General features: G+C 63.0%; 15 protein-coding genes and 1 tRNA gene. 4 read left to right on the top strand and 12 right to left on the bottom strand.

Annotation, left to right across the window (positions count from 1 at the left end):
- Positions 1-33: 33 nt before the first annotated feature.
- Positions 34-2,382: a plasma-membrane proton-efflux P-type ATPase gene (locus tag VIO10_RS07955; RefSeq protein WP_331961969.1), complete on the bottom strand. Its 2,349-nt coding sequence runs from the start codon at positions 2,380-2,382 to the stop codon at positions 34-36.
- 204 nt (positions 2,383-2,586) lie between these two features.
- Positions 2,587-2,661: transfer RNA gene (locus VIO10_RS07950), tRNA-Glu, on the bottom strand.
- 161 nt (positions 2,662-2,822) lie between these two features.
- On the opposite strand from VIO10_RS07950, the gene VIO10_RS07945 reads away from it, so the two are divergent.
- From VIO10_RS07945 to VIO10_RS07935, 3 genes are all read left to right on the top strand, one after another.
- Positions 2,823-3,815, top strand: a complete 993-nt coding sequence (locus tag VIO10_RS07945; protein ID WP_331961966.1) for a ketopantoate reductase family protein — start codon at positions 2,823-2,825, stop codon at positions 3,813-3,815.
- Positions 3,812-4,288: a M67 family metallopeptidase gene (locus VIO10_RS07940; protein WP_331961963.1), complete on the top strand. Its 477-nt coding sequence runs from the start codon at positions 3,812-3,814 to the stop codon at positions 4,286-4,288. The genes VIO10_RS07945 and VIO10_RS07940 overlap by 4 nt, the downstream gene beginning before the upstream one ends.
- Positions 4,289-4,518: 230 nt before the next feature.
- A complete protein-coding gene (locus tag VIO10_RS07935) occupies positions 4,519-5,355 on the top strand; it encodes an enoyl-CoA hydratase/isomerase family protein (RefSeq protein WP_331961960.1) in 837 nt (278 codons plus the stop codon).
- Between the two features lie 32 nt (positions 5,356-5,387).
- On the opposite strand, the gene VIO10_RS07930 is transcribed toward VIO10_RS07935, so the two are convergent.
- From VIO10_RS07930 to VIO10_RS07920, 3 genes are all read right to left on the bottom strand, one after another.
- On the bottom strand, positions 5,388-6,704 hold the full coding sequence (locus VIO10_RS07930; RefSeq protein ID WP_331961957.1) for an MFS transporter: 1,317 nt from the start codon (positions 6,702-6,704) through the stop codon (positions 5,388-5,390).
- A gap of 19 nt (positions 6,705-6,723) precedes the next feature.
- A complete protein-coding gene (locus VIO10_RS07925) occupies positions 6,724-7,167 on the bottom strand; it encodes a nitroreductase family deazaflavin-dependent oxidoreductase (protein ID WP_331961954.1) in 444 nt (147 codons plus the stop codon).
- A gap of 61 nt (positions 7,168-7,228) precedes the next feature.
- The gene (locus VIO10_RS07920) at positions 7,229-8,878 is read right to left on the bottom strand and encodes an NAD-dependent malic enzyme (RefSeq protein ID WP_331961951.1); all 1,650 of its coding nucleotides are present in this window, start codon (positions 8,876-8,878) and stop codon (positions 7,229-7,231) included.
- A gap of 297 nt (positions 8,879-9,175) precedes the next feature.
- Between VIO10_RS07920 and VIO10_RS07915 the strand changes: the two genes are divergently transcribed.
- The gene (locus VIO10_RS07915) at positions 9,176-10,993 is read left to right on the top strand and encodes a phosphoenolpyruvate carboxykinase (GTP) (RefSeq protein ID WP_331961948.1); all 1,818 of its coding nucleotides are present in this window, start codon (positions 9,176-9,178) and stop codon (positions 10,991-10,993) included.
- Positions 10,994-11,040: 47 nt separating this feature from the next.
- Here the strand turns inward: VIO10_RS07915 and VIO10_RS07910 are convergent, their stop codons facing one another.
- The 7 genes from VIO10_RS07910 to murC form a co-directional block, all read right to left on the bottom strand.
- On the bottom strand, positions 11,041-11,385 hold the full coding sequence (locus VIO10_RS07910; RefSeq protein ID WP_331961945.1) for a type II toxin-antitoxin system PemK/MazF family toxin: 345 nt from the start codon (positions 11,383-11,385) through the stop codon (positions 11,041-11,043).
- The gene (locus tag VIO10_RS07905) at positions 11,378-11,614 is read right to left on the bottom strand and encodes a ribbon-helix-helix protein, CopG family (RefSeq protein ID WP_331961942.1); all 237 of its coding nucleotides are present in this window, start codon (positions 11,612-11,614) and stop codon (positions 11,378-11,380) included. Before VIO10_RS07905 ends, VIO10_RS07910 begins: the two co-directional genes overlap by 8 nt.
- 139 nt (positions 11,615-11,753) lie before the next feature.
- The gene (ftsZ, locus tag VIO10_RS07900) at positions 11,754-13,031 is read right to left on the bottom strand and encodes a cell division protein FtsZ (protein WP_331961939.1); all 1,278 of its coding nucleotides are present in this window, start codon (positions 13,029-13,031) and stop codon (positions 11,754-11,756) included.
- A 68-nt stretch (positions 13,032-13,099) separates the two neighbouring features.
- The gene (gene ftsA, locus VIO10_RS07895; protein ID WP_331961936.1) at positions 13,100-14,317 is read right to left on the bottom strand and encodes a cell division protein FtsA; all 1,218 of its coding nucleotides are present in this window, start codon (positions 14,315-14,317) and stop codon (positions 13,100-13,102) included.
- Positions 14,314-15,105, bottom strand: coding sequence for a hypothetical protein (locus VIO10_RS07890; RefSeq protein ID WP_331961933.1), 792 nt, complete (start codon positions 15,103-15,105; stop codon positions 14,314-14,316). Before VIO10_RS07890 ends, ftsA begins: the two co-directional genes overlap by 4 nt.
- 20 nt (positions 15,106-15,125) lie before the next feature.
- Positions 15,126-16,028: a UDP-N-acetylmuramate dehydrogenase gene (gene murB, locus VIO10_RS07885; protein ID WP_331961930.1), complete on the bottom strand. Its 903-nt coding sequence runs from the start codon at positions 16,026-16,028 to the stop codon at positions 15,126-15,128.
- Positions 16,015-17,436, bottom strand: a complete 1,422-nt coding sequence (gene murC / locus VIO10_RS07880) for a UDP-N-acetylmuramate--L-alanine ligase (protein ID WP_349259233.1) — start codon at positions 17,434-17,436, stop codon at positions 16,015-16,017. The genes murB and murC overlap by 14 nt, the downstream gene beginning before the upstream one ends.
- Positions 17,437-17,438 lie beyond the last annotated feature (2 nt).

Below are 17,438 nucleotides of genomic sequence, written 5' to 3'. Positions count from 1 at the left end.
AACGCCCGGGCGCACTTGCGCTGCTGATAAACCTTACGACGTATACATTAGACGCCGCAAAATTGGGACCTTCAGAAAGTCCAATGCGATCAGGTAGAGGACGCATGCCAGGATCACTGACACCACCACCGCGTCCGGGAGCGGCGCCATCAGAATTCCACGGGTCGCCAGGAGGCAGACCACGATCACATCCGCAACGGAACTAAGAATCATCCATCGGCTCGGAGCAGAGTTCCAGAAATGATGGCGCTCGCGCACCAGATAGACCATCCCCTGACCCGTGAATACGAGCATCACAAAGACCAGCGTCTGCAGTTGAGGAAGCGGCAGGCCGAGAAAATCGCGCCCATAGAAAAACAGCCCGAAGGACAGCAGCAGGATCAGGCTACCGAGGCTCATTCCGGCCAGCATCAGAGTCCGGATGCGCCAGCGATCCGGCATTGGCGAAGCGGATACGTGATCGGTCGCAATCGACATGGTCACGAAGTCGTTGGTGAACAACAGCATTACGATCAGCAGCGGAGTGATGATTAGGGTGCGCGTCAGCATCACGCCGATGCTGAGGAACAGCGCGACCTCGACGGTTTTGATGATCTTGTTCAGCGTGTAGGTCAGCATGCGCTGATAGATTCGGCGACTGGTCTCGACCGCGGCCAGCGTGTCGCTGAGCCCCGGATTGGTGAGCACCAGGCTGGCCGAGGCTTTCGCCACGTCGGTTGCATTGGCCACCGCGATTCCGACCTCCGCCTGCTTCAACGCCGGGGCATCGTTGACCCCGTCTCCGGTCATGCCGACTATGTGGCCAGCCTGTTGCAAAGCACGAACGAGACGGAACTTGTCTTCAGGAAAGACGCCGGCGAAGACCGCACAATCGAGGGTCTGATCGATATTCTCGCCCAAGTCCTGCGCCGAGCAGGCGCGCCCGGCGATCCCGACCTGTGCTGCAACTGCTTGAGCCGTCGCGATCCCGTCCCCGGTAAGCATCGCGACGCGCACACCCAATTTGTTCAGGCTTCCTACCAGCGACTTGGAGTCCTCGCGCGGCGGATCCTGCAGCGCCAACAGTCCAATCAGACGGATCGCGCCTTCAGCTCCGCCCGCCACGGCCAGCACGCGGTAACCTCCCGCTGAAAGGCGCTCGACTTCGGCCTCTACGTTTGCAACATCGCCAACGCGGCTCGCGATTGCCTGGGGCGCCCCCTTCAGGGCGCACAATTGCTTGCCGTTCTCAATAACTGTGGCTTCGGCAAGTTTGGTTGCCGGCTCGAACGGAACGAACTTGAGACGCTGAGCCGGCGCCGAGAGCGCGCCCTCGTCTTTCGCGCGGGCGAGAACGGCGAGATCGATTGGATCTTGGCCTGCTTCGTCGCTCGCATACGCTGCAAAGCGCAACAGATCGCGCTCGCTAGAGGGTGGGTAGGGACGCAATGCCGCCAGCGACAGCTGATTTTGGGTTATCGTCCCGGTCTTGTCGCTGCACAACATATCCATCGCCGCCGCTTCCTCGATCGCCGACAGACGCGTGACCAGCACTCCGCGCTTGGCCAATTCCACCGCGCCCAGCGCGGTTGCCACAGTGAAGGTGGCCGGTAGTGCGACCGGAACCGAAGCCACCAAAAGAATCAGTACGAACGGAAGCGTCTCGGTGAGAGGCAGCCCTGCCAACGCGGCGTACAGCAACACCGCGACCGCCAGCACCGTGTCCATCGCCACGAGGTACTTCACGATCGTGAAGATGAGGCTCTCCAGATGGCTGGCCGTCCTGGCCGAACGCACCAGTTCGGCGGTCTTTCCAAAATAAGTTCGCTCGCCGGTTGCGCTGACCTCGCCACTGGCCTCGCCGCGTTTAACCAGCGAACCGGCATACGCAGTTTTGCCCTGACCCGCCTCGATCGGCACCGACTCACCGGTAAGCGCGGATTGATCGATCAGGACGTCTCCCTCGCGGATACCGATGTCTGCCGGCACGAGGTCGCCCATCTGCAAGTGAACGAAATCACCGGGCACCAGCTCCTCTGCGGGAATCACGCCCCACGCGGCGTCACGCAAGACCCTGGCCCGCACCGCCAGCCGCTTCTGCAACAGCTCAAGCGCGCTGTGCGCGCGCGTTTCCTGGAACAGACTCAGTGCGGCATTGAAGGCCAGCAGTACCGAAATGACCGCAGCCTCCAAAAACTTGCCAAGCGCAACTTCGAGCACGATTGTGACTTCGAGCATCCACGGCACCGGAGCCCAGAACTTGCCGAGCAATGCAAGGAATGGATGCGGCTTTTTCTCCGCTACGGCGTTGGGGCCCCACTCGAGAAGACGCCGGCGAGCTTCTTCGCTAGTGAGGCCGCGCGACGGCATCTTCACCGCCGGCTGGCTGACAGAATCGCCCATTCAGACACCCTCAGCGATTCGCTAATCTCCGCTTTCGGCACAACCAGCGCCTGCTTCGAACCGAAACAGATTGCCCTCGGCCAAGCTTGGTAGAACCTGAACATGGCGGCAAGGACCAGGCTCGATCAGACGTCAAGATCGGCGTCGGCGCCGCGGGCGGAAAAAAGGCGGACAATTTGCATTGTCCGAACGAAGAAAACTGAGCGTCCCCGACGGGATTTGAACCCGTGTTACCGACGTGAAAGGCCGGTGTCCTAGGCCGAGCTAGACGACGGGGACGTTAGGATCGAAGCCCGAAAATACGAACGCGCGCTATGCGCGCGCCAGACAGCCAAAAGTATCAGAGCCGCAAGAAGCGGAGCAAGTCATCGCGGCCAGCGGTCGAACGACCGCAAGCGGTGGCGTTGTCTGGCGAATCGGGTACCGCTAATTTCGACACGATGTCCGATTCTCCAATCCTAGTCGCGGGCGCCGGCGCGATTGGCTCGATTCTCGGCGGCATGCTGCATGATGCAGGGCACGACGTCACGCTGCTTGGCCGCCGAGCGCATCTCGAGGCGATTGCACGCGGGGGCTTAAGAATTTCGGGCCTGCTTGGCGATCGAACTGTCGCCGGCATGAGGCTCGCCGACGATCCCGCCAGCCTTGGCAGGCGGTTCGGGTTAATCGTTTGCGCGGTCAAGAGTTATGACACCGAATCGATCGCGGCCGCGCTGGCCGGCCGTTTGAGCGACGACGGCGCGGTGGTCTCGATGCAAAATGGCCTGGGCAACATCGAGTTGTTGATCGAGAGCTTCGGACGGCGGCGGGTATTGGGCGCGCGCGTGATCTTCGGCGCGGAAATACCCTCGCCGGGCAGCGCGCACGTGACGGTTTTCGCGCAGCCGGTCGCAATCGGACCCGCGCCTGCGATTCATCGCGAGGACTCGCCGGCACTGGCGGCGCGCGCCCGCGCGATCGCCGCAATGATCGACGCCGCCGGCGTTCCCGCGGTCGCTGTTGACGACATCATGCCCGTGCTGTGGACCAAGGTTCTGTACAACGTCGCGCTGAATCCGCTCGGCGCACTTTTGCAGCAGCACTATGGGGCGCTCGCCGGGGATCCGGACGTGAAGCCGATCATGGACCGCGCGATCGAGGAGGCGTTCGCGGTCGCGCGCGCGCTCGGCATCGCGATCCCCTTTTCGAGCGCGGCAGAATATCGAAAAGTTTTTTACGAGCAGATGATTCCGCCGACGTCCAGTCATCGGCCGACGATGCTGCACGATCTTCATGTTCGCGGACGCACCGAGATCGGCGCGCTCAACGGCAAGATCGTCGAGCTTGCCGATCGCCTGGGAGTCGGCGCGGAGACGAATCGAATGCTGACGCGGCTCGTCAGGGCTGCCGAGCGCGCGCGCCAGCGAACAATGAAAACTCAAGCAGAACGATGAAGGCAGCATCGATACGCCGGGCGAGCATGGATGCGATCGTCGCGCAGGCTGAGCGCGAGTTCCCGTTCGAATGCTGCGGCTTCATCATCGGCGACAACGAAAACTCGGTCGAAGAAGTCCGCCCGGTCGCCAACATCCAGAACCGCATGCACGCCGAAGACGCGGCGGCGTTTCCGCGCGACGCGCGCATGGGGTTCCTGATGGAGCCGAAGGAGCATTTGGCGGTAATGAACGAAGTCGATCGCCGCAAACTCGTGCTGCGCGCCGTTTACCATTCGCACCCCGATCACGACGCGTACTTTTCCGCGACCGATCGCGCGCAGGCGTGCTCATTCGATCCGCCGGCGCCCGACTATCCCGCCGTCGTTTACATCGTGATGTCGATTCGCGCCGGCAAGTTCGCGGGCGCCGCGGCGTTCGCCTGGGATTTCGAAAAGAAGGAATTCGCCGAGACGAAGCTGACCGTCGAATGAATTCGTTGCGTGGCCGCGAGACGCGAAACCGGCCGCTCGCGGCGCCACTGGAAAGGATTTCAGACTCAAAGCGGGGCTTGAACTTCAGGTTTGCAAACCGCCTGGTATCGGTGCGAGTTTTAATTCCGGTTCAAAATGAAAATTCCGCTTTACACCACTGTGGCGGACGTGACCGCGGAGCCGGCGCGTGCGGGCGCTGAGGCCGCGTGACCATTCAGGGGAGAGACGTCATGGCTAGGATGTTGAGACCGCAGGAGAAGCGCAACGCCAAGCCAAAGGCAGCGAAAGCGAAGTCAGAGAATGTGATCCTCTATGAGGTGAGGGATGAAATCGCCTTCATCACGTTGAATCGGCCGGAAAAGATGAACGCGCTCAATGGCGCGCTCAGCAACGGCTTGTGCGCGACCTGGAGCCGGTTCGAGGCCGACCCGGCCGCCAAGGTCGCCATCCTCACGGGCGCCGGCAAGCACTTCTGCGCCGGCGCGGACGTGAGCCCCGGTGCGATCGATCGCGAAGTGCCATTCCAGGTCCATCAAGGCTATCCGCAAAACGGCATCACCGTGTTCAAGCCGATCGTCGGCGCGATCAAGGGCTACACGCTCGGCGCAGGCTATGCACTGGCCGTTCGCGGCTGCGACATTACGATCGCCGGCGAGAGCATGCTGATGGGTTTTCCGGAAGCACGGATTGGCACGCCGCTGCCACCGATGGAGTATCTGCCGTACATGCCCTTCAAGATCAGCCTCGAGTTCATGCTGCTGGCATGGAACGGCGGGCAGATCATGGACGCGCAGCGCGCCTATGAGGTCGGGCTGGTCAACAAGGTCGTAGCGGATGAGCATCTGATGGACGAGGCGGTCCGCTGGGCTGGGCTGCTCAAGAAGATTCCGCCGCTCTACATCAAGTCGGTCAAGTACGGGCACTACAAGACGACGGACAACAAAGTGCGTATCGATGAGCGAGAATACATCCTATTCACCCATCCGCAGGAGATAAGCCGGGACCGTCAGGAAGGGCTGCAGGCATTCTTGCAGCGGCGGGAGCCGAAATTCACCGGGCAGGGGTGACCCCTGCACCCAATGTTAAGAGCAGGAGGGGGCTAGTTCTCGGACGCGGTGAATTCCTCTTCCTTGGCGGACATCTCGAGCGACATCCCGCGAGTTTCATCGATCACCAGACCGAACAGGATCGCAGCCGGGATGCCAACGATCGACAGCGCGCCGACGACGATCGACAGCCCGCCCATCGCGTTCGCCAGCATCGCGACCGCGGCATTGGAAATAACTGCGCCGATGGCGCCGACCAGTGCGAACCAACCGATCATCGTGCCGCGCAGCGGGGTGGGAAACAGTTCGGTCGCGGCCGCGTTGGTCCCGACGGTGCCGCCGTTGTCGCATACGTTGAACCAGAAATAGCCGCCCGCCAGCCACATCAACGGCCACGCAAAATGCGCCGGCGGTCCCCAAAAAAACCACAGATGTCCGGCGGTGATGAAAATGCCGAAGCCGACCACCGTCGGCACGCGGCCGAAGCGCTCCGCGGCCCACGCGCCGAGCGGAAAACCAACCAAGCCTAATCCGCCGGAGACGATCGTCATGGTGCTGGCGGCGGTGGCCGACAGCCCGACCACGGAAACCGCGTGGTAGTAGCCGAACGCGTTGGCGGCAGTGGTCGAGATTGCGACGGCCAGCGCGCATACGATCATCGTGATCGAGCGTTTGCGATAGAGCGGCTGAAAGACATCGTAAAAGTGCGACCTGGCGGTGATCCCCTCACTTTCAGAGCGTTCCCATCGCCCGCTCTCGGGCAACAGCCGCGCCATCGCGGGCAGCATCGCGATGCCCGCCGCCGAAATCACGAACATCCATCGCCACGACCATCCGTAGGCGACGAAGATCGGCATGAGGAACACGCAGAATCCGGCTCCCACCGAGGCCGCCAGACCGCCGAAGCTTTGGCCGCGCGCGCGACGTGCGATGGGGAGTTCTTCGGAAAGCATCACGATACAGCCGGCGCCGGCGGCGCCGATGACGGCGTAGAGCGCGATCTGAAATGCGGTGAACGCGACAAAATTGCTCGAGAGCGCCGCCGCGATGCTGCAAACGGGAATCGCAGCGACGCACCACAGGATCATGCGGCGACGCCCGTGCCGGTCGATCATCCGCGAAAGCGCGAGCGCGCCCAGCGCCGAGAGCGAGATCCACGCGAACAGGCGGGCAATTCCAGCGCCGTCGAGGTGGAAGCTCGTTGCGATCCACGGCGCCGCGACCGAGACAATCGAGGCCGCGAAGCCCTGGTAAAAGAGCATCGCGACCAGCGCGATAACGGTCACCCGCTCGCGCCCGGCGGACTCAGCGGCAGCATCGAGCTGCTCGTGATTCGGGGCCGGGGCCGTCGGCGGCGCGGGATCAATCACAAAATGAATTCGCGGACCCTCAAGCGTCGCCGACCAGCTCAAAGACCGGCGTGCGCGACGCGACGGCACCAAACGCGGCGGCGGGCGAGCCGGCGGGCACGTCGAAGAAACGCTGGACCTGGGACGCAAAGCGATCGAGGAACGCTTTGATAATCTCGGGCTTGTCGGCATCGGCAAGCTCGCGAACCGTCAACGATTCGGAACTGGCGCCGCGCCGCAGGACGACGCGACCGGCAGCGCGCGCATTGCGGGCCCAGGCAGTCTCGCCGCGAGCCGCAACCAGCCATCGCCGTCCCTGGAATTCAAGCAGGTTGACGGGGGTGGTGAAGGTCATCCCCGATTTTCTGCCGCGGACTTCGAGCAGGCGCATGTATCCGGGCGCGATTCCAAGCTTGACGGCCCGGCCCATCAGGCGGTTGAAGAATCGAGCGAGCGCGCTTTCCTTGTGAAAAGTCTCGGGCACGATGTGGAGGCCTCCGCAGCGAGGATATACGGCGAGCATATATAAGGATGCATGGACGCTGTTATCCAAGCAGATGGTATTCGGGCTTGTAGGTCTGCGCTCGGACGAACTGCGCGATATCCTTCGGCTCCGGGACGCGCGCCAGACCGCGCGCGAAAATCACCTCCGCCACGCGCGCGGCAGCATGTAACTCGGTGTCGAGTATCGTTGACACGGGAGGATAGATGAGCCCGGCATCGAGCTCGGCCGGCGTCACCCGCTCCGCCACCGCGCGAGCGGCAGCGATGAACATCTCATTGGTCACGCGCCTTGCGCGGGTGGCATAGACCGCCAGACCGATCGCGGGAAAGATGTAGATGTTGTTGCCCTGTCCGGGCACAAAGGTCTTGCCGTTAAGCAGCACCGGAGAAAACGGGCTTCCGCTGGCGAAGACGGCGCGGCCCTCCGACCAGCGGTAAGCCTCTTCCGCCGAGCACTCGGAGTGCGAGGTCGGATTCGAGCAGGCGAAGATAATCGGGCGCCGGTTGATGCGCGCAATCGCCTCGATCACGCGCTGGTTGAAGGCCTTGCCAACCGTGCTGACGCCGATGATCGCGGTGGGCTTGATCGACTCGATCGCAGCGACAAAATCCCTGGTCGGCGAGTGGCGATGTGCGTAAGGCTTGTGGAAATCAGCCAGGTCATTGCGGGTCGTTTCCAGCAGTCCGTTTATATCGAACAACCAGAGTCGAGCGCGGGCATCCTCGGCTGGAAGCCCCTCGAGCATCATTTCTTCGGTCAACAGGCCTGAGATTCCGATAGCGGCGGAACCCGCGCCGAGGAACAGGAACGTCTGGTCGGAGAGTTTCCCGCTGGTGGTGCGAAGCGCTCCAAGAATTCCCGCAAGGGCGACGGCCGCGGTTCCCTGGATGTCATCGTTGAAGCAGCAAATCCGGTCGCGGTAGCGGGCAAGCAGCCGGATGGCGTCGGTGCCGGCCCAATCCTCGAACTGGACGCAGCAACTAGGGAACTCTTCCTGGACCGCGGTTATGAATTCTTCGACAAACTCATCCAACTGCGCGATTGGCGGGCGCGTCTGGCGCAAGCCGAGATAGAGCGGGTCGCGCAGCAACGTCTCATTGTTAGTGCCACAGTCGATGAGGATGGGGAGAGAGTACTGCGGCGGCACGCCGGCGCATGCGGTATAGAGCGCGAGCTTGCCGATCGGGATTCCCATGCCGTTTGCGCCGAGATCGCCGAGCCCCAGAATTCGCTGCCCGCTGCTGACCACGATGAAGCGCACGTCGCGCTGCGGCCAATTGCGGAGAATTTCGCGGACACGGCCCTTGCGTTTGATCGACAGGTAAAGGCCCTTGGGCCGGCGCATGATGTGGCCAAACTGGAGGCAGGCCTCGCCCACCGTCGGGGTGTAAACCAGCGGCAGGAATTGCACCGGGTCCGACATGAGCACGCAGAAGAAGAGCGTTTCGTCGGTGTCCTGCAGTTGCGACAAGTAGATGTACTTTTCCAGATCGTTGGGCTTTTGCGACAGCTGAAGGTGCACCCGCTGGATCTGAGCTTCCTCGGAATCGATCCCTTCGGGCAAAAGGCCGAGCAGGCCCAGTGTCTCGCGCTCAGACTCGGTGAACGCGGTCGATTTATTGAATTGCGGATCACGCAGCAGCGCCAAGCCGCGCGGTAAACTTGCCATTTTGCGTTCGCTGTCCTCCAATCCTGATTTTCAGCTCCAAGCCGCCGATCCGATCACCGGAAGATGTTGGTCTTGGCAAGCTCGACGATTCTGCCGGCTGTCCTGCCCCGCACCGCTCTAATTGCATTCAAGCCAGTGCTAATAAAGGTTTTCCCCTAATATCGAATGTAGTAGTTCGCAAATAAATCTAATATCAAATTTAGTAGTTCACAAGTAATATGAAAACCCGGGATTACGATCCATGGTTCGCTTCATTGCATTTGGCACCTCCGTTGGAATAGGAATTACCTCTCACAAATTTCGACCTGGAGCGATGAAGTGACGCCCAATCCCCACAACACAACCAATTCACCGACCGGCGGCCGCGCGTTGCGCGATTGGGTCAGAAAAGTCGCCCAGCTCACCCGGCCCGATGCCGTTGTGTGGTGCGACGGTTCCGAGGCGGAGAAAGATCGCCTGACCAAACAGGCCGTCGCCGAGGGAATATTGATCGAGCTCAATCAGGCCAAACGGCCCGGCTGCTACCTGCATCGCTCCAATCCCAACGACGTCGCGCGCACCGAACAACTGACCTTCGTCTGCACTCCGAAGGAAATAGACGCCGGGCCTACCAACAATTGGTCCGAACCAGCACAGACATACGCCAAGTTGCGCGGATGGCTCGACGGCTCGATGCGCGGGCGCACGATGTACGTGGTGCCGTATGTGCTGGGCCCGCTCGGGTCGCCGTTCTCGAAGGTCGGCATCGAGCTCACCGACAGCATTTACGTCGTGCTGAACATGCGGATCATGACGCGGATGGGCACGGCGGCGCTCGATCAACTTGGCGAGTCGCGCGATTTCAATCGGGGAATTCATTGCACGCTCGATTTGAATCCCGAGCGCCGGCTGATTTGCCACTTCCCGCAGGACAACACGATCATCTCGGTCGGCAGCGGCTACGGCGGCAACGCTTTGCTCAGCAAGAAATGTTTCGCGCTTCGAATCGCAAGTTCGCTCGGCCGTGACGAAGGCTGGCTGGCCGAGCACATGCTGATCCTCGGCCTGCAAAGTCCCGACGGTGAGACTACTTATGTCGCGGCCGCGTTTCCGAGCATGTGCGGCAAGACCAATCTTGCGATGCTGACGCCGCCGGCCGAGTTCAAGGGCTGGAAGGTGTTCACGATTGGCGACGATATCGCGTGGATACGGGTCGGTTCGGACGGCGGCCTGTGGGCGGTCAATCCCGAGAACGGCTACTTCGCCGTCGCGCCCGGTAACAGCGAAAAATCGAACCTGAACGCGATGAGGATGCTCCAGCATGATTCGATTTTCACCAACGTCGCGATGACTCCCGACGGTGACGTGTGGTGGGAAGGGATGGACGTGCCGGCGCCCGACGGTCTGCTCGACTGGCAGGGACGCCCGTGGAAAAAAGGCTCGCCGGACAAGGCGGCGCATCCCAACAGCCGCTTCACTACTCCGATGCGCAACAATCCGGTCTGGTCGCCGCAAGCGGACGATCCCAGGGGTGTGCCGATCTCCGCTATCATCTTCGGCGGACGGCGGGCCACGACGGTGCCGCTGGTGCTCGAATCGACGGACTGGACACACGGCGTCTTCATGGGCGCGACGATGGGTTCCGAAACGACGGCCGCGGCCGCAGGCGCGGTCGGCGTGTTGCGGCGCGATCCGATGGCGATGCTGCCGTTCTGCGGCTACAACATGGGCGATTATTTCGCGCACTGGCTCAAGATGCACAGCGCGCTCAAAAAGCCGCCGCGCGTCTTCATGGTCAACTGGTTTCGCAAGGACGCCGCCGGCAACTTTATCTGGCCCGGCTACGGCGAAAACGTGCGCGTGCTCAAATGGATGTTCGATCGAATCCATGGACGCGCCGGTGGGCGGCAGACGCCGGTTGGAATCGTCCCCAATGAAGCAGACCTCGATCTCAAGGGCCTCGATCTCCCCAAGAGTGCTGCGCAAGACGCGCTCGCCATAAATCTCACGGAATGGAAGGCGGAAATCGAATCCGTCGGCGAGTTCTTCGAAAAGATCGGTCCGACGATGCCGGAGCAATTGAAGGAACGCCGTCAAACGATTCTCAAATCGCTGGGCGGCCACGTATCCGGGCAGCAAGTCGCCGCCGGCCGCTGATATATTTGCCGAGATACGACGCGGATGCGGCGCCGCGAGCTCTGAGTTTAGCCAAGGTCAAGCACTTCGCGGAGTGCGGCGGCGACGCGCTCCATCATTGCCTCGTCGAGACGTGACAGCGGGCCTTTGACGAGCCGGCGGTTGTCGATCGCGCGGGTTTGGTCGATGAGAAGATCGGAGTCGCGCCGGATCGACGACTGCAAGGGCACGCGGATGCGCAACGGCTCTGCGTCGTCGATAAGATTGGTGGTCAAGGGCACTATCAGCGTTGAAGGATGGCCGGCGTCGATAAGCGCCTGCGCCTGGAGGATCAGCACCGGACGGGTCTTGCCCGGCTCGGTGCCGCGGCGGGGACTCAAATTGGCGAGCCAAATCTCGCCGCGCTCAGGCATCCGGGTCGCGCTCGATCGCGGCGAACTCGGCATTCACCCGCATGCTTTCCTTGCGGACCTTGCGCGACGCCCTCGCCATCCGCTCCGCGCGGGCGTGGGCCTCGGCCTCGCGGTTCATGCGTTCGATGGCGCGGCGGATATATTCGGCGCGTGGGATTCCGAGCGCGCGGGCGCATCGGTCGCCGGTTTCCAGCAGGTCCTCGGGCAGCTTCAGGGATATCGACTCCATCAGATTCGCCACAAATATCTCCCTTAGATATCACCTGCTAATATGCGCCGCACTGGCAAGCAAAGCAATCCAGCCACGCGAATGCGGCGCCGCGAGTAGTAATACTCCGGCGCCGCAATTGTTTCTGTGATCGTCCGCGCTAGTCGAGATGCTTGCGCAGGAAGGTCGGGATGTCGAGCTTGTCGTCGCCGTCGAGCAGCGAATTCGGCTCGAGCTTCTCTCCATCCGCCAAGCCCGCATCCTCGCCGCGCCGCCTGAAAGCCGGAATGTCCAGCGAACTGTCGTCCACGACCATCCCCATCCTGCGCACCGGCCTGTTGCCCGGGAACATCCTGACCTGCCCTGGCTGCGCCGCGGGCGCCGGTTTGACCTCCATGGGATCGACGGGCCGCGTCGAGGCCGCCGCGATCGGGGTGGTGACGGGAGCGCCCGACGGCGAATAGCGCGCCGAACCTCTGTCGAGATCGCCGAATCCTGTCGCGATAACCGTGACGCGAATCTCGTCGGACATCGCCTCGTCGATCACGGCGCCGAAAATGATGTTGGCGTCCTCGTGCGCCTCTTCCTGGATCAGGCTGGCCGCCTCGTTGACTTCATACAGCGCCATGTCCGGGCCGCCGGTCACGTTGATCAGCAGGCCGCGCGCGCCCTTGATCGAGACGTCTTCGAGCAGCGGGCTCGAGATCGCACGCTGCGCCGCCTCGACTGCGCGATTTTCGCCCGACGCGGTCGCCGCGCCCATCATCGCCATGCCCATCTCGGCCATGATCGATCGGACGTCGGCAAAATCCAGGTTGATCAAGCCATGCACGGTGACCAGTTCGGAAATTCCGCGCACCGCCTGCAGCAGCACGTCGTCGGCCTTCTGAAACGATTCCTTCAACGAGGTATTTTTGCTCGCGACCGAGAGCAGGCGTTGGTTGGGAATCGTGATGAGCGTATCGACCGCGTTTTTCAGCTCGCGCAGTCCTTCCTCCGCCTGCGCCATGCGGCGGCGTCCTTCGAACTGAAACGGCTTGGTTACGACGCCGACGGTCAGCGCGCCAAGCTCGCGCGCGACGCGCGCAATCACCGGCGCGGAGCCGGTGCCGGTGCCGCCGCCCATCCCGGCGGTCACGAACACCATCTCCGCTTCCGACAGGATTTCGCGGATCCGTTCCTCGTCTTCGAGCGCGGCCTTGCGTCCGATTTCAGGATTGCCGCCGGTGCCGCGTCCGCGCGTGATCGCGTCGCCGATCTGAACCCGCAGCGCCGCATGATTATTCTGCAGCGCCTGGATGTCGGTATTCACGGCGATGAAATCGACGTTGCGCAGCCCCACATTGATCATGTGGTTGACCGCATTGCCGCCGCATCCACCAGCGCCGATTACCTTGATCCTCGCGCCCGGGTCGGGATTACTCACCAACTCAATCATTACAGATCCTCCTCCACCACCTACTGGCAAAGCTTGTTGCCCGATTAATTTTTTGTTGCGGCGGCTTCTCAAAAGAAGTCCCTCACCCAATCGCCAAGTCGCGAACGCAGCCGCCCGAGCCGGCCGGTTCTGCCCACGCCGTTGCCGATTCCGCCCGCCGCGCTCTGGTACAGCAGCAATCCCGCGGCCGTCGTGTACATCGGCTTCATCAGTTCTTCGGGCAGCCCCTTGAGATTGATCGGAAGTCCGCGCCGCACCGGCATGCCGAAGATGCGCTCGGCCAGTTCCTGCGTGCCCTCCAGCAGCGAGGTACCTCCGACCAGCACCACGCCCGAGGCGAGACCGTCCGAAACCCCCGAGCGCAGCAGCTCGCGCTGCACCATCGTAAAAATCTCTTCCATCCGCGGCTCGATTATTTCCCCGAGCAGGCGGCGCGCGATCACCCGCGGTTCGCGTCCGCCGACTCCCGGCACCTGCACCATCTCGTCGCGGCGCACGACCTGGTTGGTCGCCACGCCAAAGGTAACCTTGAGCCGCTCCGCTTCGGAAATCGGCGTGCGCAATCCCGCGGCGATATCGCTGGTAAGATGGTTCCCGCCGATCGGCAGCACCGCGGTGTGCATCACTGCGCCGCCATGAAACACGATGATGTCGGTGGTGCCGCCGCCCACATCGATCAGCGCGACTCCGAGCTCGCGTTCCTCCGGAAACAGCGCCGCGTCCGCCGACGCCAGCGGCTGGAAAACCATCTCCGACGGGGTGACGCCCGCGCGCTCGCAGCACTTGGTGAGATTCTGGCCGTAGCTCTGCGCCGCGGTCACGATATGAATGCGCGCCTCGAGCCGCACTCCCGCCATCCCGTGCGGCTCGCGCACGCCTTCCTGCTCATCGACCGCAAACTGCTGCGCCAGGATATGCAGCACTTGCCGATCGAGCGGGATTGCGACCGCGCGCGCCGCATCGATCACTCGATCGACATCGCGCGAACTGACTTCACCGCCCCGCACTGCGACGATCCCGTGGCTGTTGAGGCCCTTTATGTGCGGCCCCGCAGCTCCGACCACCGCCGAACCCACCCGCACGCCGGATGTTTTCTCCGCTTCGCCGACCGCCGATCGGATCGCATCGACCGTCGCCTCGATATTGACCACCACACCCTTGCGCAAACCGGTGCATGGCGCGATTCCGTAACCGAGCGTCGCCAATTGGCCGTCGGGCAGCGACTCGCCGACGATTGCGCACACTTTGCTGGTGCCGACGTCCAATCCGGTGAGCAGATTTCTCATCGCGCCGTGGACTCCCCGCTCGGCTGGAGCGAAACTTTTCGAATCCCGCCCTTGTGTTTCGAATGGTTGCCCTCGCCCGCATGCAGACGCACGACAACCTGCCCCGGGGTAGTCAAATCGAGTGCGGCAATCAGGTTCTCGCGCCCCTGCCATTGCTGGCGCACCTTAATCGCGCGCTGAATTTCCGTCGTCGCGCGATCGAGATCGATCACCACCTCGGTGCGTTCCCGTTCCAGAAAAAGCGACGCGGTCGCGTCATCGTTGATTCGCATTTCCGAGATAATTTCGGACAACTGCGTCTCCGCGCGCACCAGCACCGCCGCATAATCGACCAGCTGCGGTCCGCGCGCGTTGTCGAGCGCCGCGCCGCTCAGCACCGGCAGATCGCCCTGCTTGCCGGGCGAGACCGGCCCGCGCAGCTCGCCGCCGCTGAATAACTCGTAGAAGCCGTCGTGGCGCTCGACGATCGCGATCGCGCCTTCACGCACGTCCCCCGCCGACAGCGCCGCGGCGCCCGCTCCGTGGCTGGCGCGGCGGTAAATTCCAGCGCGCCCGGCCCATTCGGTCAGCAGCGCAGGGTAGCTCGCGGCGGCCGTGCGCGCGGGCGCGAGCGAATCCATTATTTGATTCTGATATGAGCTGAGAGCCGCGGAAGCTCTGAGCGCGATCGCGCGGCCGGTCGCGCTGAATCCGGTCATCACGCCCAGCGCAAAAAAGGCGCACACGACCAGCCCGCCCAACCGCGGGCTCCATCCTGCCACCACCCTATTTCCACCGCGAACCGCCACCCCGCCACCTCAATCCCGCGTCACCAATCGCCGACCAGCCTAACCTCCGGTTCAAGCCAGACGCCGCTCTGCTCCTTGACCTTGTTGCGCGCCATGTCGATCAGTGCGCGCACTTCCGCGGCCTGAGCGCCGCCTAGATTCACGATAAAATTTGCATGCTGGTCGGAAAAAGCCGCGCCGCCCAGCCGCGTGCCCTTCAGACCCGCGCCTTCCAACAGCTTCCCCGCGAACTTGCCCGGCGGATTCTTGAAGATCGATCCCGCATTCGGCACGTCACGCGGCTGGCGCGCCGCACGCTTGGCCCTTACCTCCGCGACTCGCGCCATCAGTTGCGCGCGATCGCCGCGAGCAAGCTCGAAATCGACGCGCGTGATTACGAAGTGCGCCGGCAACTCGGTGCGCCGGTACGCAAACTTGACTTCGTCCCTGGTCAGCGCAATCGCCTCGCCAGCCTCGGTGACGCCGTGGACCAGGGTGACCACCTTGGCGATTTCGCCGCCGAACGCGCCCGCATTCATCACCAATCCGCCCCCGACCGTGCCGGGAATGCCCTCGCCGAATTCGAGCCCCTCAAGACCCCGATCGACCACCGCCTCGACCAGAGTGCCAAACGCGGCAGCAGCGCCCGCAACGACTTTCGTGTCGTCAATTTTTATTTTGCCGAAACCATCGCCGAGCCTTACTACCAGCCCGCGCATCCCGCGATCGCTCACCAGCAGATTGGTCCCTGCGCCGAGGCAGAAGCATGGCAGGCCCGCGCGATACGCCGCCGCCTTCGCGTGCATCAGCTCGGCCTCGTCCTCGACGGTGACGAACAGGTCCGCGGGCCCTCCGATCCGAAACGAGGTCAGCTCGGCCAGCGGCATCCCGCAGCGGATTCGCGCGCCGAATCTCCGGCGCAGCTCGCGTTCAAGCGCCTTCATGGATTTTGACCTCGGCGCTGAGCGCGTCCAGTATTTCGCCGCCCGTCTTGTAGATATCGCCCGCGCCTAAAGTCGCGATCACGTCACCCGCGCGCGAGCCTGACGCGATGCGCGCCGCGGGCGCTTCCTCGGCACCGAGGTAATGCACTTCGAGATGCCCCCGCGCACGCAGCGCCTCGTACAGACGCCGCGCGGAGACGTCGGCAATGGGGTCCTCGCCGGCCGGATACACGTCGAGCAGGTAGAGCACGTCGGCATCGTCGAACGCCGACAGGAAATCGTCGAACAGATCGCGCAGTCGGGTGTACCGATGCGGCTGAAAGACTGCCACTACCCGGCGCTTGAGCGACGCCCGCACCGCGGCCAGCGTCGCGCGCACCTCCGCCGGATGATGCGCATAGTCGTCGAGCACGATTCGTCCCGCCGCTTCGCCCTTGATCTCGAATCGCCGGCTGATTCCGCCGAACTTCGCCAACGCCGCCGCGGCGCGCTCGAAACTGATTCCAATTTCCATCGCGACCGCGATCGCCGCGAGCGAGTTCATCGCAACATGCACGCCCGGCGTCGGTATCGTCACTCGGCCAAGATGCTCGCCGTTGCGAATCACCTCGAAGCGAGTCGAAAGGCCGTCGATCACGATTTTCTCGGCGCGCAGGTCCGCGTCCTGCGCAACGCCGTAGGTCACCATCGGCTTGCGAATCGACGCCATCAGGCCGCGCACGTTCACATTGTCGATTCCGAGTACGGCAACGCCGTAGAATGGCACCCGGTTGATAAAGTCCGCAAACGCCTGCCGTACCCGATCCATCGTGCCGTAGTGATCGAGATGCTCGGGATCGATGTTCGTCACCACCGCGATCGTCGGGATCAGCAGCAGAAACGACGCGTCGCTCTCGTCGGCTTCGGCAACCATGAAATCGCCGCGCCCCAGCCGGACGTTGGTGCCCGTATTGCGAATATTTCCGCCCACCGCGACCGTTGGATCGAGGTCTGCCTCTTCCATGATCAGCGCGATCAGACCGGTCGTGGTCGTCTTGCCATGAGTCCCCGCGACCGCCACGCCGAGCTTGGCCATCCGCAGCAGCTCACCGAGCATCTCGGCCCGCGCGATCACCGGAATTTTCATCTCGCGGGCGCGCGCCACTTCAGGATTCGAAAATTTTATCGCCGACGAGATTACCACCGCGTCGATGCCGGCCTCATCCTTCAGATGCGCCGGATGATGCCCCTGGCTGATTTCCGCACCCAGCGACGCGAGCCGCGCGATCGCCGCCGAGGGTTTCACATCGCATCCGCTGACCCGCATCCCGAGCTTCAGGCACAGCTCGGCGATTCCGCTCATGCCCGCGCCGCCGATCCCGACGAAATGCAGCCGCCGCTGACGCGTCAAAAGACCATTTGCGAGCAGTT

This window comes from Candidatus Binatus sp. (genome assembly GCF_036567905.1).
Classification (GTDB): domain Bacteria; phylum Desulfobacterota; class Binatia; order Binatales; family Binataceae; genus Binatus.
Note: the sequence above shows the minus strand (reverse complement) of the source record. Positions and strands in the feature narration are given on the sequence as shown.

Excerpts from the sequence above, each read along its gene's own strand:
- VIO10_RS07955 (WP_331961969.1), bottom strand. The coding sequence starts at position 2,382 with ATGGGCGATTCTGTCAGCCAGCCGGCGGTGAAGATGCCGTCGCGCGGC.
- VIO10_RS07945 (WP_331961966.1), top strand. The coding sequence starts at position 2,823 with ATGTCCGATTCTCCAATCCTAGTCGCGGGCGCCGGCGCGATTGGCTCG.
- VIO10_RS07940 (WP_331961963.1), top strand. The coding sequence starts at position 3,812 with ATGAAGGCAGCATCGATACGCCGGGCGAGCATGGATGCGATCGTCGCG.
- VIO10_RS07935 (WP_331961960.1), top strand. The coding sequence starts at position 4,519 with ATGGCTAGGATGTTGAGACCGCAGGAGAAGCGCAACGCCAAGCCAAAG.
- VIO10_RS07910 (WP_331961945.1), bottom strand. The coding sequence starts at position 11,385 with ATGCCTGAGCGCGGCGAGATTTGGCTCGCCAATTTGAGTCCCCGCCGC.
- VIO10_RS07905 (WP_331961942.1), bottom strand. The coding sequence starts at position 11,614 with ATGGAGTCGATATCCCTGAAGCTGCCCGAGGACCTGCTGGAAACCGGC.
- ftsZ (WP_331961939.1), bottom strand. The coding sequence starts at position 13,031 with ATGATTGAGTTGGTGAGTAATCCCGACCCGGGCGCGAGGATCAAGGTA.
- ftsA (WP_331961936.1), bottom strand. The coding sequence starts at position 14,317 with ATGAGAAATCTGCTCACCGGATTGGACGTCGGCACCAGCAAAGTGTGC.
- murB (WP_331961930.1), bottom strand. The coding sequence starts at position 16,028 with ATGAAGGCGCTTGAACGCGAGCTGCGCCGGAGATTCGGCGCGCGAATC.